This window comes from Burkholderia sp. BC1 (assembly GCF_052683555.1).
The window spans coordinates 60,809-76,219 of sequence record NZ_JBQYLP010000003.1; the positions used below are offsets into that span (position 1 = coordinate 60,809).

16 protein-coding genes are annotated in these 15,411 nt (G+C 68.6%); 7 read left to right on the plus strand and 9 right to left on the minus strand.

What is annotated here, in order from left to right; translation table 11 throughout:
* Positions 1 to 3 precede the first annotated feature (3 nt).
* The 5 genes from ACSHSS_RS02530 to pyk form a co-directional block, all read right to left on the minus strand.
* Positions 4 to 1,200 (minus strand): 5-(carboxyamino)imidazole ribonucleotide synthase, encoded by a 1,197-nt coding sequence (locus ACSHSS_RS02530; protein ID WP_006398412.1) that lies wholly within the window; start codon positions 1,198 to 1,200, stop codon positions 4 to 6.
* A gap of 85 nt (positions 1,201 to 1,285) precedes the next feature.
* Entirely contained in the window at positions 1,286 to 1,807 is a 522-nt protein-coding gene (gene purE / locus ACSHSS_RS02535; RefSeq protein ID WP_006413303.1) for a 5-(carboxyamino)imidazole ribonucleotide mutase, read from the minus strand.
* A 16-nt stretch (positions 1,808 to 1,823) separates the two neighbouring features.
* Complete coding sequence (locus ACSHSS_RS02540) at positions 1,824 to 2,714, minus strand: phosphoribosylaminoimidazolesuccinocarboxamide synthase (protein ID WP_006398410.1); 891 nt, start codon at positions 2,712 to 2,714, stop codon at positions 1,824 to 1,826.
* 218 nt (positions 2,715 to 2,932) lie between these two features.
* Positions 2,933 to 3,997, minus strand: a complete 1,065-nt coding sequence (gene fba, locus ACSHSS_RS02545) for a class II fructose-bisphosphate aldolase (protein ID WP_006398409.1) — start codon at positions 3,995 to 3,997, stop codon at positions 2,933 to 2,935.
* A gap of 298 nt (positions 3,998 to 4,295) precedes the next feature.
* Positions 4,296 to 5,732 carry a pyruvate kinase gene (pyk, locus tag ACSHSS_RS02550; RefSeq protein WP_006406491.1) on the minus strand — a complete coding sequence of 479 codons (1,437 nt, stop codon included), beginning with the start codon at positions 5,730 to 5,732 and terminating at the stop codon, positions 4,296 to 4,298.
* Between pyk and ACSHSS_RS02555 the strand changes: the two genes are divergently transcribed.
* Positions 5,731 to 5,859: a hypothetical protein gene (locus ACSHSS_RS02555; RefSeq protein ID WP_254914405.1), complete on the plus strand. Its 129-nt coding sequence runs from the start codon at positions 5,731 to 5,733 to the stop codon at positions 5,857 to 5,859. The two genes, pyk and ACSHSS_RS02555, sit on opposite strands and share 2 nt — an antisense overlap.
* A gap of 157 nt (positions 5,860 to 6,016) precedes the next feature.
* On the opposite strand, the gene ACSHSS_RS02560 is transcribed toward ACSHSS_RS02555, so the two are convergent.
* The 3 genes from ACSHSS_RS02560 to ACSHSS_RS02570 form a co-directional block, all read right to left on the minus strand.
* Positions 6,017 to 7,213, minus strand: coding sequence for a phosphoglycerate kinase (locus ACSHSS_RS02560; RefSeq protein WP_039219912.1), 1,197 nt, complete (start codon positions 7,211 to 7,213; stop codon positions 6,017 to 6,019).
* A gap of 278 nt (positions 7,214 to 7,491) precedes the next feature.
* Positions 7,492 to 7,815 (minus strand): AzlD domain-containing protein, encoded by a 324-nt coding sequence (locus ACSHSS_RS02565; RefSeq protein WP_006398405.1) that lies wholly within the window; start codon positions 7,813 to 7,815, stop codon positions 7,492 to 7,494.
* A complete protein-coding gene (locus ACSHSS_RS02570; protein WP_006398404.1) occupies positions 7,812 to 8,567 on the minus strand; it encodes an AzlC family ABC transporter permease in 756 nt (251 codons plus the stop codon). Before ACSHSS_RS02570 ends, ACSHSS_RS02565 begins: the two co-directional genes overlap by 4 nt.
* A 191-nt stretch (positions 8,568 to 8,758) precedes the next feature.
* Here ACSHSS_RS02570 and ACSHSS_RS02575 point away from each other — a divergent pair, with 191 nt between their 5' ends.
* From ACSHSS_RS02575 to ACSHSS_RS02600, 6 genes are all read left to right on the plus strand, one after another.
* Positions 8,759 to 9,682, plus strand: coding sequence for a branched-chain amino acid transaminase (locus tag ACSHSS_RS02575; RefSeq protein ID WP_006398403.1), 924 nt, complete (start codon positions 8,759 to 8,761; stop codon positions 9,680 to 9,682).
* A gap of 50 nt (positions 9,683 to 9,732) precedes the next feature.
* On the plus strand, positions 9,733 to 9,927 hold the full coding sequence (locus ACSHSS_RS02580) for a zinc-finger domain-containing protein (RefSeq protein WP_217060664.1): 195 nt from the start codon (positions 9,733 to 9,735) through the stop codon (positions 9,925 to 9,927).
* A gap of 139 nt (positions 9,928 to 10,066) precedes the next feature.
* Entirely contained in the window at positions 10,067 to 11,104 is a 1,038-nt protein-coding gene (gene waaF, locus ACSHSS_RS02585; RefSeq protein ID WP_006398401.1) for a lipopolysaccharide heptosyltransferase II, read from the plus strand.
* 115 nt (positions 11,105 to 11,219) lie between these two features.
* Complete coding sequence (locus ACSHSS_RS02590; protein WP_006398400.1) at positions 11,220 to 11,666, plus strand: nuclear transport factor 2 family protein; 447 nt, start codon at positions 11,220 to 11,222, stop codon at positions 11,664 to 11,666.
* Between the two features lie 27 nt (positions 11,667 to 11,693).
* Positions 11,694 to 12,734: a hydrolase gene (locus tag ACSHSS_RS02595; protein WP_217261891.1), complete on the plus strand. Its 1,041-nt coding sequence runs from the start codon at positions 11,694 to 11,696 to the stop codon at positions 12,732 to 12,734.
* Positions 12,727 to 13,323 (plus strand): DUF2946 family protein, encoded by a 597-nt coding sequence (locus ACSHSS_RS02600; RefSeq protein ID WP_445544539.1) that lies wholly within the window; start codon positions 12,727 to 12,729, stop codon positions 13,321 to 13,323. Before ACSHSS_RS02595 ends, ACSHSS_RS02600 begins: the two co-directional genes overlap by 8 nt.
* Positions 13,324 to 13,415: 92 nt before the next feature.
* Here ACSHSS_RS02600 and ACSHSS_RS02605 read toward each other — a convergent pair whose 3' ends face one another.
* Complete coding sequence (locus ACSHSS_RS02605; RefSeq protein WP_445544540.1) at positions 13,416 to 15,122, minus strand: M48 family metalloprotease; 1,707 nt, start codon at positions 15,120 to 15,122, stop codon at positions 13,416 to 13,418.
* Positions 15,123 to 15,411 lie beyond the last annotated feature (289 nt).

The following is a 15,411-nucleotide window of genomic DNA, read 5'->3' on the forward strand; positions in this document are numbered from 1 at the left end:
GCCTCAGTCGAGCGGCACGCGCAGCAGCTGCGCGCACGCGTGCGCGGCGGCGACCGCTTCGTCGCGCGTTGCGGCCGTGAAATTCACGTGGCCCATCTTGCGGCCGACGCGCGCCTCTTCCTTGCCGTACAGATGCAGATGCGCGGTCGGCATCGCGGCGACCGCGTCCCACGGCGGCGTGACGGCGTCGCTCGCCGCGCCTTGCGGAAACCAGACGTCGCCGAGAATGTTCAGCATCGCGGCAGGCGAATGCTGGCGCGGATTGCCGAGCGGCATGCGCGTCATTGCGCGCACCTGCTGCTCGAACTGGCTCGTTGCGCACGCATCGACCGTGTAGTGGCCGGAATTGTGCGGGCGCGGCGCCATCTCGTTCGCCACGAGCGAACCGTCTTCGAGCACGAAGAACTCGACGCACAGCACGCCGACGTAGCCGAGCGTATCGGCGATGCGCACCGCGGCCTGCTGCGCCTGCGCGACGAGCGCGTCGTCGGCGGCCGGCGCCGGCACGACGGTCAGCGCGAGAATGCCGTTGTGGTGCGCGTTCTGCGCGAGCGGGAACGCGGCCGAGCGGCCGTCGGCGCCGCGCGCGATCAGTGCGGACACCTCGTATTTCAGCGGCAGACGCTTTTCGAGCACGCACGGCACGCCGCCGAGCGACGCATACGCCTCGCGCGCTTCCTGCGCGGTGCGCACACGCACCTGGCCCTTGCCGTCGTAGCCGAGCCGCGCGGTCTTCAGAATGCCCGGCAGCACCGCGTCGAGCGCTGCGTCGTCGAGCGCCGCGAGCGCGTCGGCCGATTCGATCGCGACGTGCGGCGCGACCGGTACGCCCGACGCCTCGATGAAGCGCTTTTCGGCGATCCGGTCCTGCGCGATCGCGACGCAGCGGCCGGCCGGCGCGACGAACGTCGTGCGCGCGAGGAAATCGAGGCTCGCGGCCGGCACGTTCTCGAATTCGGTCGATACCGCGTCGCACAGGGCGGCCAGTTCGGTCAGCGCGGCTTCGTCGTCATACGCAGCGCGCAGGTGGCGATCGGCGACCGCGCCGGCGGGGCTCGCCGGATCGGGATCGAGCACGGCGACGCGATAGCCCATCGACTGGGCGGCAAAACAGAACATGCGGCCGAGCTGGCCGCCGCCGACCATGCCCAGCCACGCGCCGGGCAGGATCGGGGAAACGGAATCAGGAGTTGCGGTCATGTCAGTGATCGATCGCGACGGGAAACGGGAAGCACCCGCCGCACTGGGAAAATCCGGCGCGTGCCGTGCGGCGCGCGCCGTCCCGTCATTCGAGCGGCGGCAGCACCATTGCGTGCGCGGCTTCGTTCTGGCGCACGCGGAACGCCGCGAGCCGGTTCGCGTAGTCGACCGACGTGCCGGACAGGATCGACACCGCGAACAGCGCGGCATTCGCGGCGCCGGCCTCGCCGATCGCGAACGTCGCGACCGGCACGCCCTTCGGCATCTGCACGATCGAGTGCAGCGAATCGACGCCCTTCAGATACTTGCTCGCGACCGGCACGCCGAGCACGGGCACCGTCGTCTTCGCCGCGAGCATGCCGGGCAGGTGCGCAGCACCGCCGGCGCCCGCGATGATCGCGCGCAGCCCGCGTTCGCGCGCCTTCTCCGCATAGTCGAACATCTCGTCGGGCATCCGGTGCGCGGACACGACCTTCGCTTCGTAGGGCACGCCGAATTCCTGCAGGATCGCTACCGCGTGCTTCATCACGTCCCAGTCGGAACTCGAACCCATCAGCACGCCGACGAGCGGCGCGCTGTGCGTGTGGGCGGTCTGGACTTCGCTCATTTCGTGCATTCCCCCGTCAGGCGAGCGGCTGGCCCGTGATGCGCTCGAGCGCTTCCTGGTACTTCGCCGCCGTCTTCTCGACGACGTCGGCCGGCAGCGCCGGCGCCGGCGCGGTCTTGCCCCACGGCTGCGCCTCGAGCCAGTCGCGCACGAACTGCTTGTCGAACGACGGCGGGTTCGTGCCGACCTGGTACTGGTCGGCCGGCCAGAAGCGCGACGAGTCGGCCGTCAGCACTTCGTCCATCAGATACAGCTTGCCGTGGTTGTCGAGGCCGAATTCGAACTTCGTGTCGGCGATGATGATGCCGCGCGTGGCCGCATAGTCGGCCGCTTCCTTGTACAGCTTGATCGAGATGTCGCGGATCGTCGCGGCGAGCTCGGTGCCGATGCGGCGCTCGGTTTCCTCGAACGTGATGTTCTCGTCGTGCTCGCCCATCTCGGCCTTGGCCGCGGGCGTGAAGATCGGCTCGGGCAGCTTCTGCGCGTTCTGCAGGCCGGCCGGCAGCTGCACGCCGCATACGGCGCCCGTCGCCTGGTATTCCTTCCAGCCGCTGCCGGCCAGATAGCCGCGCACGACCGCTTCGATCAGGATCGGCTCGAGACGCTTGACGACCACGGCGCGGCCCTTCACCTGCTCGACCTCGTCCGCCGCGACGACCGCTTCGGGTGCGTCGCCGGTCAGGTGGTTCGGCACGATGTGCGCGAGCTTGTCGAACCAGAAGTTCGCCATCTGGTTCAGCACGCGGCCCTTGTTCGGAATCGGCTCGCCCATGATCACGTCGAATGCCGACAGACGATCGGTCGTGACGATCAGGAGCTTGTCGTTGCCGACCGCATAGTTGTCGCGGACCTTGCCGCGACCGAGGAGCGGCAGCGAGCGGAGCGTGGATTCGTAAAGGGTAGACATCGTCTTTTCGCAGATAAGGAGCCAAACAAAAAGGGAAACGCCGTTCCCCGCGGCTGGCGGGAACGGCGGCCTTGCGATACGTCGGCGAACCGGCGGGCGGCTGCGCCCACGCGGTTGCCGGCCGGCCCTCGTTCGGCCGGACGGAACGGCCGCCGCCGGAATCGCTCCGGCCGGGCGGCCCGCCCCTGCCTTGCGGCGGGGCAAATCGTACTACAGTCTCAGCGCACGACCTGCGCGAGCTCGCCGGACTTGTACTTCTCGGCGATCTTCTCGAGCGGCACCGGCTTGATCTTCGCGGCCTGGCCTTCGCAGCCGAACGCGAGGTAGCGGTCGACGCAGACCTTCTTCGCCGCTTCGCGCGCGGGCTTCAGATAGTCGCGCGGGTCGAACTTCGACGGGTTCTCGAACATGTAGCGGCGGATCGCGCCGGTGATCGCGAGACGCAGGTCGGTGTCGATGTTGACCTTGCGCACGCCGTGCTTGATGCCTTCCTGGATTTCCTCGACCGGCACGCCGTAGGTTTCCTTCATGTCGCCGCCGAATTCGCGGATCTCGGCGAGCAGTTCCTGCGGCACCGACGACGAACCGTGCATCACGAGGTGCGTGTTCGGAATGCGTGCGTGGATTTCCTTGATGCGCTGGATCGACAGGATGTCGCCCGTCGGCTTCTTCGTGAACTTGTACGCGCCGTGCGACGTACCGATCGCGATCGCGAGCGCGTCGCACTGCGTGAGCTTCACGAAGTCGGCGGCCTGCTCCGGATCGGTCAGCAGCTGCTCGCGCGTCATCGTGCCTTCCGCGCCGTGACCGTCTTCCTTGTCGCCCTTCATCGTCTCGAGCGAGCCGAGCACGCCGAGTTCCGCTTCCACCGTCACGCCGATCGAGTGCGCCATCTCGACGACCTTGCGCGACACGTCGACGTTGTACTCGTACGAGGCGACCGTCTTGCCGTCCGCTTCGAGCGAACCGTCCATCATCACGCTCGTGAAGCCGCTGCGGATCGCGGCCATGCAGACCGCCGGCGACTGGCCGTGATCCTGGTGCATCACGACCGGGATGTGCGGATACGACTCGACGGCCGCTTCGATCAGGTGGCGCAGGAACGGCTCGCCCGCATATTTCCGCGCGCCGGCCGATGCCTGCATGATCACGGGCGCGCCGACCTGGTCCGCGGCCGCCATGATCGCCTGGACCTGCTCCAGGTTGTTCACGTTGAAGGCCGGCAGGCCGTAACCGTGCTCTGCCGCGTGGTCCAGCAATTGACGCATTGATACGAGAGGCATTGTGGAACTCCTTGGAATGAAAACCGGTGCGCCCTGACGCCTGCGCGGCGCGCGCCGGTCGGACCGGGCGGCTCGGCGCGGCTGAGCGTCGAATAGCCGCATTTTATCGCGAAGCGCCCCGGAATCCGACCGCGCGGCGCCCGCGCCTCGCAATTTGTTACGTTCGCATCGCACAATCGGCACAAAAATAAGAAAAAAGCCGCGCAGGGCCTCACCCCGCGCGGCTTTTACCGAGCAAAAACGGTGCCCGATCGAATCGGGCCGCCGGCCGCCCGGCCGGCGCCTCTTGCGCGACCGCTCAATAGTGCTCGCCGACGCGCACGATCTTCAGCGTGTTGGTCCCGCCCGCCTGCCCCATCGGCTCGCCGACGGTCAGCACGACCATGTCGCCGTGCGCGACGTAGCCGCGCTTGACGATCGTCTCGAGCGCCGCCTGCAGCGCGCTGTCGCGGTCGCTGTTGAAGTCGACGTGCAGCGGCGTCACGTTGCGGAACAGCGCCATCGCTCGCTCGCTGCCGACGCGCGGCGTCAGCGCGAAGATCGGCACGTGCGTGTAGTGACGCGACATCCACAGCGCGGTCGCGCCCGATTCGGTCAGCGCGACGATCGCCTTCGCGCCGAGGTGGTAGGCCGTAAACAGCGCGCCCATCGCGATCGACTGGTCGATGCGCGTGAACGTGCGGTCGAGGAAATCCTTGTCGAGCTCGATCTGCTCGGACTTTTCCGCTTCGACGCAGACGGCCGCCATCGCCTCGATCGTCTGCACCGGATACTTGCCGGCGGCCGTCTCGGCCGACAGCATCACCGCGTCGGTGCCGTCGAGCACCGCGTTCGCGACGTCGGACACTTCCGCGCGCGTCGGCACCGGCGCGTGGATCATCGATTCCATCATCTGCGTCGCGGTGATCACGAGCTTGTTCGACTCGCGCGCCATCCGGATCATGCGCTTCTGCAGCGCGGGCACGGCCGCGTTGCCGACTTCGACCGCGAGGTCGCCGCGCGCGACCATGATGCCGTCCGATGCGTCGAGGATGCTCTGCAGCGCCGGAATCGCTTCCGCGCGCTCGATCTTCGCGATCATCTTCGGCTTGATGCCGTACGGCGCACCCGCGATGTTCGCGAGCTGGCGCGCCATTTCCATGTCGGTCGCGTTCTTCGGGAACGACACCGCGACCAGATCCGCGCCGAGCGACATCGCCGTGCGGATGTCCTCCATGTCCTTCGCGGTCAGCGCCGGTGCCGACAACCCGCCGCCCTGGCGGTTGATCCCCTTGTTGTTCGACAGCTCGCCGCCCACCTTGACGATCGTGTGGATCTCGTCGCCGAGCACGCGCTCGACGGTCAGCACGATCAGCCCGTCGTTCAGCAGCAGCAGGTCGCCGGGCTTCAGGTCGCGCGGCAGTTCCTTGTAGTCGAGGCCGACGCGGTCGTCGTTGCCCAGTTCGCAGGCCGCGTCGAGGATGAAGGGCTGGCCCGGCGTCAGCGTCGTCTTGCCGTTCTCGAACTTGCCGACGCGGATCTTCGGCCCCTGGAGATCGGCCATGATCGCGATCTCGCGGCCGACCTTGCGGGCGGCCTCGCGCACCATTTCGGCGCGCTGGCGGTGATCATCGGCCGTGCCGTGCGAAAAATTGAGCCGCACGACGTCGAGGCCCGCCTGCATCATCTGCAGCAGAATCTCCGGCGAACTGGAAGCCGGGCCGATCGTGGCGACTATCTTGGTGGCGCGCTGCATGAAACTCCTCATCTGGATCAAGGTGGATGCGCTGGGTGAAACGCTGCGAGAGCCGGATGCGGCAGGCCCAGCGGCGGCCGCTCCGGGGGGCGTGCCGGTGCTTGGGCCCGGCATCGCTTTGTTCTGAATCTCGTGGTGCTGCACGGCCGCGTCGCCGGCGGCCGCCGGTGCGCGCGGGGCGAGGTTCGCCCGCGCGGGCGCGCGTTTGCGCTTGCCCGCGCCGGCCGCCGGCTCCGCTTTCGCGGAGCGCGCGGCCTTCGTCGCCCCTGCGCGCGCCGCCACGCTCAGGCCGCCCGCGTTTCGAGCACTTCCACTGCCGGCAGCTTCTTCCCTTCGAGGAACTCGAGGAAGGCGCCGCCGCCCGTCGAGATGTAGCTGACCTGGTCGTGGATGCCGTACTTCGCGATGGCCGCGAGCGTGTCGCCGCCGCCTGCGATCGAGAACGCGGACGATTTCGCGATCGCTTCGGCGAGCGTCTTCGTGCCGTTGCCGAACTGGTCGAACTCGAACACGCCGACCGGCCCGTTCCAGACGATCGTGCCGGCCTTCTCGAGCTGGCTCGCGAGCGCCTTTGCCGTGTCCGGGCCGATGTCGAGGATCATGTCGTCGGCTTCGATGTCGGCGACGGCCTTCACGGTCGCTGCGGCCGTCGGCGAGAATTCCTTCGCGGTCACGACGTCGGTCGGGATCGGCACCGACGCGCCGCGCTTGCGCGCTTCGTCGATGATCGCCTTCGCCTCGTCGACGAGATCCGGTTCGGCGAGCGACTTGCCGATCGACAGGCCGGCCGCGAGCATGAACGTGTTCGCGATCCCGCCGCCGACGATCAGCTGGTCGACCTTTTCGGCCAGCGACTTCAGGATCGTCAGCTTGGTCGACACCTTCGAGCCCGCGACGATCGCGACGAGCGGCCGCGCCGGATTGCCGAGCGCCTTGCCGAGCGCGTCGAGTTCCGCAGCAAGCAGCGGGCCCGCGCACGCGACCGGCGCGTATTTCGCGATCCCGTGCGTCGTGGCTTCCGCGCGGTGCGCGGTGCCGAACGCGTCGTTCACGTACACGTCGCAGAGCTTCGCCATTTTTTGCGCGAGCTCGTCCGAATTCTTCTTCTCGCCCTTGTTGACGCGGCAGTTCTCGAGCAGCACGACCTCGCCCGGCGCGACGTTCACGCCGTTCTCGACCCAGTTCGCGACGAGCGGCACGTCGCGGCCGAGCAGCTCGGACAGGCGCTTCGCGACCGGCGCGAGCGAGTCTTCCGGCTTGAACTCGCCTTCGGTCGGACGGCCGAGGTGCGACGTGACCATCACCGCCGCGCCCGCTTCGAGCGCCGCCTTGATGGCCGGCACCGAGGCGCGCACGCGCGTGTCTTCGGTGATGTTGCCGTGATCGTCCTGCGGGACGTTCAGGTCGGCGCGGATGAACACACGCTTGCCGGCGAGCTGGCCGGCGGCGATCAGGTCGGTAAGACGCTTGACTTGGCTCATGTTGGACTGATTGAAGTAGTGGATGGGGAAAGGGGTACGCCGGACGTGCGCGGGCTGCCGCGAAAGGGCGCCGGATGCGGCCGTGGCTGGCGGCTCCGCATGACGCGCACGGGTAAAAAATCTCGAACGGGCATTCTAGCCGATCCACCCCGCACACTGGCTCGTGCGGCGGCGAATTCCGCCTATTTGGGATCGCGTGGCGCGACACGCGCGATACTGCGCTGCAACATGGAGCGCGGCAGCCGCCGTTGCGGCGTCACTGCCCCGACGGGCCGCGCTCAGACGACGAGCCGCAACACCGTGAACACGACCATGCCGACGACGATCGTGCCGAGCATGCTGCGTCGCCAGAGGAACCAGCCGAGGCCCGCGAGCGCCGCGTAGAACGGATGATTCGACAGCGCGAACGACAGGCCGGCCGGCGTTTCGAGCACGTCGGGCAGCACGACCGCGACGAGTGCGGCGGCCGGCGCATAGCGCAGCGCGCGCTGCGCGCGTTCGGGCAGGACGGTGCGCTCGCCGCCGATCAGGAACAGCGCGCGCGTGACGGCCGTGACGATCGTCATCCCGACGATCACGATCCAGATTTCCGCGGCGCTCATTCGACCTCCTCGTTGCGCACCGTTTCGGTGCGGATGCGGCGCCAGTCGGCGCGCTCGACGAACCAGTCGGCCGTGCAGCCGGCCGCGAGCGCGGCGAGCACCGCGATCGGCAAGGCGAGCCGGTACGGCAGGTCGAACGCGACGAGCGACACGATGCCGGCGACGGCGACCGCCGCGAGCGTCGAGCGGTTGGCGACCGCCGACACCATGATCGGGATCAGCGCGAGCGTGCCGGCGAGTTCGAGCCCCCAGCTGGCGGGGAAGAAGCTCGCGAGCAGGATGCCGGCGAGCGACGACACCTGCCACGACACCCAGCTCGCGAGCGCCATCCCCCAGAAGTACGCTTCCTTGCCCGGCACGTGGCCGTTCGCGAAGCCCTGCTTCTGGAACAGCAGATAGATCACGTCGCCGTTGAAATAGCCGATCGCGAGACGGCGCCACAGTGGCAGATAGGAAAAATGGGGAGCGAGACCGGCGCTGAAGATCACGAAGCGCATGTTGACCATCGCGGCGGTGAGCAGGACGGTCCAGATCGGCAGCTTCGCGGCGAGCAGCGGCAGCACGGCGAGCTGCGACGAGCCCGCGTAGACGAGCAGCGACATCGCGCTCGCCTGCCCGAGCGTCATGACCGACTGGCTCATCGCGATGCCGGTGACGAGCCCCCAGGAGAGGATCGCCATCAGCGTCGGGGAATAGTCGCGCGCGCCCTGGATCAGGGCGAAGCGGTCGGTCGGGGACAATCGAGCGAGCATGGAAAGCGGCCGCGGCGGGCAGTTCGTCGGACCCCGGCGCCTCCTGCCGGCACGGCCCGTCGTTATTGGAATCGGTGCCGGACGATTATAGCGCCGCACCTGCGCCGACCGACCGGCCCGCCCCCAAATGACGCTAAAATAAGCGTCTTTCCGGCTCAACGCTGCACACAACCGCATCCCAGGAGAATCCTATGTCAATGGCCGACCGCGACGGCAAGATCTGGATGGACGGCAAGCTGATCGACTGGCGCGACGCCACGATCCACGTTCTGACCCACACGCTGCACTACGGCATGGGCGTCTTCGAGGGCGTGCGCGCATACAAGACGGCCGACGGCAGCACCGCGATCTTCCGTCTGCCCGAGCACACGAAACGTCTGCTGAATTCCGCGAAGATCTTCCAGATGGACGTGCCGTTCGACCAGGAAACGCTGGAAGCCGCGCAGCGCGAAGTCGTGCGCGAGAACAAGCTCGAGTCGTGCTACCTGCGTCCGATCATCTGGGTCGGCTCGGAAAAGCTCGGCGTGTCGGCGAAGGGCAACACGATTCACGTCGCGATCGCCGCGTGGCCGTGGGGCGCGTACCTCGGCGAGGACGGCCTCGCGAAGGGCATCCGCGTGAAGACGTCGTCGTTCACGCGCCATCACGTGAACGTGTCGATGGTGCGCGCGAAGGCGTCCGGCTGGTACGTGAACTCGATCCTCGCGAACCAGGAAGCGACGGCCGACGGCTACGACGAAGCGCTGCTGCTCGACGTCGACGGCTACGTGTCCGAAGGCTCCGGCGAGAACTTCTTCCTCGTGAACCGCGGCAAGCTGTACACGCCCGATCTGTCGTCGTGCCTCGACGGCATCACGCGCGACACGATCATCACGCTCGCGAAGGACGCCGGCATCGAAGTCATCGAGAAGCGCATCACGCGCGACGAGGTCTACACGGCCGACGAAGCGTTCTTCACCGGCACGGCCGCCGAAGTCACGCCGATCCGCGAACTCGACAACCGCACGATCGGCAGCGGCGCGCGCGGCCCCGTCACCGAAAAGCTGCAATCGGCGTTTTTCGATATCGTGTCGGGCAAGAACGCGAAGTACGCGCACTGGCTGACCAAGGTCTGAGCGCGCGCGCCCCGACCGCCCCACCAAGAAGAGTGACAAGAGAAAGTCTCATGAGTGAAATCAAGGAAATGCCGCTGGTCGAGCTGGTGGCGAAGGACCTCCCCGCCTACTGCCCGAATCCCGCCATGACGCGCTGGAACGCCCATCCGCGCGTGTTCATCGACGTGTCGCACGGCGAAGCGCGCTGCCCGTACTGCGGCACGCGCTACAAGCTGCGCGACGGCGAGGTGGTCAAGGGCCACTGAGCGCACCGGGCCTGCGGGCCCGCGCTATCCACGAGGCGGCGCAGCCGGGCTTGTTCCGGCACGCCGCCGTTTCCCTATCTGGCAACCCGAACGCGGCGCTCGCGCGGCGCGTTTCATTACGACATCGGAAATCGACCTGATGCGTCGAGCGCTGGTTATCGCACCGAACTGGATCGGTGACGCATTGATGGCGCAGCCGCTCTTTGCGCTGCTGAAGAAACTCCATCCCCGCATCGCGATCGATGCCGTCGCGCCCACCTGGGTCGCGCCGGTACTCGAACGGATGCCCGAGATCCACGATGTCTACGCGACCGATCTCGCGCACGGCAAGCTGCAGCTGCTGCGCCGCTGGCAGCTCGCGAGCGATCTGCGCGACGTCGGCTACGACGCCGCCTACGTGCTGCCGAATTCGCTGAAATCCGCAGTGATTCCGTGGCTCGCGAACATTCCGCTGCGCATCGGCTACACGGGCGAGCACCGCTACGGGCTGTTGAACGTGCGGCACGCGAACCCCGACAAGTCCGCCGAACGGCCGCCGATGACGACGCACTACGCGGCGCTCGCGTACGCGCCGGGCGCGAAGCTGCCCGAGTCGATGAAGACGCTGCCGCCGCCGCGCCTCGACGCGGACCTGAACGAGACGGCGCGCGTCTCCGCGCGCTTCAATCTCGATACGCGCAAGCCGCTCGTCGTGTTCTGCCCGGGTGCGGAATACGGGCCGGCCAAGCGCTGGCCGCCCGAGCATTTCGCGACGCTCGCGACGATCGTCCACCAGTCGTTCCCGTATACGCAGATCGTCGCGCTCGGCTCGCAGAAGGACGCGGCCGCCGCACAGGCGATCGCCGATCACGCGCCGAACGTGCGCAATCTCTGCGGGCAGACTTCGCTGTCCGAGGCGTGCGCGCTGATCGCACGCGCGAACGCGGTCGTCACGAACGATTCGGGGCTGATGCACGTCGCCGCCGCGCTGCGCCGGCCGCTCGTCGCGTTATACGGGTCGACCGATCCGCGCCACACTCCTCCGCTGTCGGACCTGGCGAAGGTACAATGGCTGCATCTCGAATGCAGTCCCTGTTTCGAGCGCGAGTGCCCGCTCGGCCACCTCAATTGTCTGCGCGAACTCGGCCCCGAACAGGTATTCGGCGATTTGCGCGGCATGCTCGTCGGGCAGCGCTGACCTTGACCGGCGGCGTCGCACGGCGCGCCGGGCAATCCGATTCACCGGTGCGCGGCGGCCCCACCCGGGCCGCCGTGCTGAATACGGCGCGCGACGCGCGCGAGAGATAACCCCGATGCCACGTTTTGCCCGCCTTTTCGAAGCCGCCGCCGATACGCTCAACGCCTACTACCAGGCCGTCGCCGATGCCAATCTCGACGCGCTGCTGGCGTTGTGGATCGACGAGGATTTCGCCAGCTGCGTGTGGGCCGACGGCGAGCATCTGCATGGGCTCGATCAGATCCGCAGCGGGCTCGGCACGCGGCTCGCGACGCGTCCGGTGACGATCGAGCCGCTCGACATTCGCGTTTACGACAGCCTCGGCACGGTCGTCTACACGATCGCCGAAGCGCATCAGCAGGCCGATCTGACGGCCGATCCCGACATGGTTTTCGCGACGTACGTGATGATTCACGAACGCGGCGAGTGGCGCATCGCGCATATCCACGCGAGCCCGATTCCCGAGCAGGCGGCCGGGCAGTTCGCCGCCAAGATCCGTCACGGGCAGGGCCCGCTGCACTGACGAATAAACGAAGAACGCGGGGCGATCATGAGTACGGCTTCACCGCCCACATCGCCGCTGACCGGGCCGCAGGCCCCCGACGACGACAATCTGCTGCGCTATCGCGCACCGCGCTGGCTGCCGAACAGCCACGTGCAGACGATCGTGCCCGCGCTGTTCGCGCGCCGGCCGGTCGTCGCGTACCGGCGCGAGCGCTGGGAAACGCCCGATCACGACTTCATCGACCTCGACTGGGTCGCGCATCTCGATAGCGCCGCGCCGCCGCCGGACGCGCCGCTGTTCGTGCTGTTCCACGGCCTCGAAGGCAGCTCGGGCTCGCATTACGCGCTCGCGATGATGGCCGCCGCGCGCGCGAAGGGCTGGCACGGCGTCGTGCCGCACTTTCGCAGCTGCAGCGGCGAACTGAACCGGCAGCCGCGCTTCTATCATCTCGCCGACAGCGCCGAAGTCGACTGGATCCTGCGCCGGCTCGCCGCGCAGCATCGCGGGCCGATCGTCGCGGCCGGCGTGTCGCTCGGCGGCAACGTGCTGCTGCGCTGGCTCGGCGAGCATCGCAGCGACACGTCGATCCTGCGGGCCGCCGCCGCGATCTCGACACCGATCGACGTGCATGCGGGCGGCCGCGCGCTGTCGCAGGGCTTCGCGATGGTGTACACGCGCAGCTTCCTGAAGACGCTGAAGCGCAAGGCGCTCATGAAGCTCGAGCAGTATCCGGGGCTGTTCGACCGCGACGCGATGCTGCGCGCGGTGACGATGCACGACTTCGACGAGGTCGTGACCGCGCCGCTGCACGGTTTCGCGAATGCGAACGACTACTGGACGCAGGCCACCACGCGCCCGCTGCTGCCCGCCATCGACGTGCCGACGCTGATTCTCAATGCGCGCAACGATCCTTTCCTGCCCGAGTCGGCGCTGCCGGGCCCGGCCGACGTCTCGCCGGCCGTCGAACTCGACCAGCCCGCGCACGGCGGCCACGCGGGATTCATGACCGGTCCGTTCCCCGGCCGCCTCGACTGGCTGTCGGTGCGCGTGTTCGGCTATTGCTCCAAATTCGTCGACCATGGATGACATCGTCAAGCAGGCGCTCGCGAAATGGCCGAACGTGCCGCACTGCACGGGCTGGCTGCTGCTCGACCGGCGCGGCACGTGGCGGCTGCGCGACGAGGCCGCGCAGGCCGCCGGCGAACTCGGTTCGCCGATCCGCCATGCCGCGCTGATCGCTTTCATCGGACGCAACTACGAGTGCGACGCGCACGGCCAGTGGTTTTTCCAGAACGGGCCGCAGCGCGTGTACGTCGAACTCGCGTATACGCCGTGGATCGTGCGGCTCGCCGAGCGCGACGGACAGCTGTCGCTGACCGATCACACCGGTACGCCGTTCGAGCCCGACGAGGCATGGCTCGACGATGCGGGCGGCGTGCTGTTCGTCGAAGCCGGCACCCGGCCGCGCGTCGCCGCGCTGCACGATCACGATCTCGCGCTGTTCGCCGATCACGCGGACCTCGACGCGACGCCGCCCGTGCTGCGCTGGCGCGACGCCCGGCTGCTGCCGCTCGCGCAGATCGCGGGCACCGACGTGCCGGCTCGGTTCGGCTTCGTCACGAGCCCGGCGCGACGCGCGAGCGAAGCCGGCAAGGCGGGCGAGGCCGGGCGCTGAGCGCGTTCGTCGCTGCGTTCGTTCGTCTTCGCGTTCATCTCCGCGGCCGGCGTTCGCCGCGCGTACATCACGCACGCGCCCGCCGCTAACCGCTAGCCGCGCCCGTTCTTGTCGTCTTCGCGCTCTTCCTTGTAGCGCGCCTCGAATTCCAGCAGTCGCGCGCCGATGATCGACTGGTCGTAGAACGACACGTCCTTCGCATCGCGCGCTTCCTTCAGCTGACGAATCGCCGACGGCCACGCGCCGTCCAGCGCGAGCTTCTCCGCGAGCGCGCGGCGCCGCGCGAGCACGTCGCCCTTCCCGTCGCTCGCCTTCGCGAGATAGTCCCACCAGTCCGGCTGATCGGGATCGGCGCTCGCCTGCGCCCGCGCGAGCGTCTGCGCTTCGGCAAAACGGCGCGCCGCGATCAGCGTCTGCAGATGCACGACGATCGCCGCGTGCGACGCGGGCCAGCGCCGCTGCGCGAGCGCCGCGAGCCGCACCGCGTCGTCGCTACGCCCGGCGCGTCGCGCGATGTCGGCAGCCAGCACGTCGAGGCTCGGCGAGCCCGTGGCCGGATCGCCGTCGCGGCGCTCGCGCGCATCGAACGCTGCGCGCGCCGTGGTGAGCGCGCGATCCGCCGCGTCGTACTGTCCGAGCAGCGCGTTCGCCAGCGCGATGCCGTACGCGTTCGCCGCGACGTTCGGCGCGGTGCGATCGTCGATCTCGAGCTGCATCCGCCGCGCTTCGGCCGCGATGTCGTTCGGCGCACGGTTCTGCAGGATCCGCAGCCGCGCGCGCACGAAACCGTATTCCGGCGACTGACGCGGCTGCCGGTACGGCGCGCGCCGCGCGCGGTCGTCCATGTCGGCGATCCGCTCGACCGTCAGCGGGTGCGTCCGCGCGTAGGCCGGCACGCCGGCGTCGCCCATCGACGCGCGTTCGAGGCGTTCGAAGAACCCCGGCATCCCGTACGGGTCGTAGCCGGCGCCCGCGAGCAGCTGGAAGCCGACGCGGTCGGCTTCGCGCTCGGCCGTCCGCGAAAAGCGCAGCTGATTGTCGACCGCGAATGCCTGTCCGCCCATCGCGATCGCGCTGCCGAGATCGCCGCTGCGCGCGAGCACGCCGGCCAGTACGCCGAGCAGCATCGTCGCGAGCGCCGTGTAGCCGGTTTTCTCGTTCGCGCCGATCATGCGCGCGATGTGCCGCTGCAGCACGTGCCCCATCTCGTGACCGATCACCGACGCCAGCTCCGATTCGGTCTGCGTCGCGACGACGAGCCCGCTGTTGATGCCGATGAAGCCGCCCGGCATCGAGAACGCGTTGATCTGCGGATCGCGCACGCCGAACAGGTCGAAGTCCGGCGCATAGCCGCCGATGTACCGTGCGGAAGCCGCGGCCGCCAGACGTTTCGCCACCGCATTCAGGTAGTCGCGGACGAGCCAGTCGTCGAGATAGTCGGGGTCGCGCCGCACGTCGCGCATCACGCGCTCGCCGAGCTTGCGCTCGGCCTGCGGCGTCAGCGCGCCGCCCGAGCCGTCGCCGAGATCGGGCAACTCGAATGCGCGAAGCGGCGCGCGCAGGCTTGCGGCGGGCGCCGACGCATCGTCGGCGATACCCGTGGCGCCCGAAAAACGGCTCTCCGCGCCGCCGTACGTGCCGAACACGCCGGTCGCGATGCCCGGCGGCACGGTCGAGATCGACGGCGCAGCGGCGTTGGCCGATTCGAGCGGCGCCGGCGTCGTACGCTGCGCGAAGCTGTTCGCCGGCAGCGCGAGCGCAGCCGACAACGACACGGCAAGCAACTGTTTGACACGCATGGCAGGATGGAGCGACGCCGCCCGCGCGCCGGGCGCGCATCGCGGCGTTTGGTCTGATCTGAATATCGTGGCCATTGTACCGGCGCAACCGCGACTGTCCTGCGCCGCGCACGCGCGATCTGCACGCGCGCCGGCGCGAACGCCGCTGCTATGATAGGCGCCCGTTGAAACCCTGCGCGAGATCGCGGCGCGCGTTGCCGCAGGCGCTCCGCCGCGCATGCGCGCCGGAACGCCGAGCGGCGGCCGCATCGCGCCTACCGATCGAGCGCAACGCATCAGGATCGACACA

Bases quoted from the DNA above. Each gene is read 5' to 3' on its own strand.
- waaF (WP_006398401.1), top strand. From the start codon at position 10,067: ATGCGTCGAGCGCTGGTTATCGCACCGAACTGGATCGGTGACGCATTG.
- purE (WP_006413303.1), bottom strand. From the start codon at position 1,807: ATGAGCGAAGTCCAGACCGCCCACACGCACAGCGCGCCGCTCGTCGGC.
- ACSHSS_RS02605 (WP_445544540.1), bottom strand. From the start codon at position 15,122: ATGCGTGTCAAACAGTTGCTTGCCGTGTCGTTGTCGGCTGCGCTCGCG.
- ACSHSS_RS02540 (WP_006398410.1), bottom strand. From the start codon at position 2,714: ATGTCTACCCTTTACGAATCCACGCTCCGCTCGCTGCCGCTCCTCGGT.
- ACSHSS_RS02590 (WP_006398400.1), top strand. From the start codon at position 11,220: ATGCCACGTTTTGCCCGCCTTTTCGAAGCCGCCGCCGATACGCTCAAC.
- ACSHSS_RS02565 (WP_006398405.1), bottom strand. From the start codon at position 7,815: ATGAGCGCCGCGGAAATCTGGATCGTGATCGTCGGGATGACGATCGTC.
- ACSHSS_RS02570 (WP_006398404.1), bottom strand. From the start codon at position 8,567: ATGCTCGCTCGATTGTCCCCGACCGACCGCTTCGCCCTGATCCAGGGC.
- ACSHSS_RS02580 (WP_217060664.1), top strand. From the start codon at position 9,733: ATGAGTGAAATCAAGGAAATGCCGCTGGTCGAGCTGGTGGCGAAGGAC.
- pyk (WP_006406491.1), bottom strand. From the start codon at position 5,732: ATGCAGCGCGCCACCAAGATAGTCGCCACGATCGGCCCGGCTTCCAGT.
- ACSHSS_RS02530 (WP_006398412.1), bottom strand. From the start codon at position 1,200: ATGACCGCAACTCCTGATTCCGTTTCCCCGATCCTGCCCGGCGCGTGG.
- ACSHSS_RS02555 (WP_254914405.1), top strand. From the start codon at position 5,731: ATGAAACTCCTCATCTGGATCAAGGTGGATGCGCTGGGTGAAACGCTG.
- fba (WP_006398409.1), bottom strand. From the start codon at position 3,997: ATGCCTCTCGTATCAATGCGTCAATTGCTGGACCACGCGGCAGAGCAC.
- ACSHSS_RS02575 (WP_006398403.1), top strand. From the start codon at position 8,759: ATGTCAATGGCCGACCGCGACGGCAAGATCTGGATGGACGGCAAGCTG.
- ACSHSS_RS02595 (WP_217261891.1), top strand. From the start codon at position 11,694: ATGAGTACGGCTTCACCGCCCACATCGCCGCTGACCGGGCCGCAGGCC.
- ACSHSS_RS02600 (WP_445544539.1), top strand. From the start codon at position 12,727: ATGGATGACATCGTCAAGCAGGCGCTCGCGAAATGGCCGAACGTGCCG.
- ACSHSS_RS02560 (WP_039219912.1), bottom strand. From the start codon at position 7,213: ATGAGCCAAGTCAAGCGTCTTACCGACCTGATCGCCGCCGGCCAGCTC.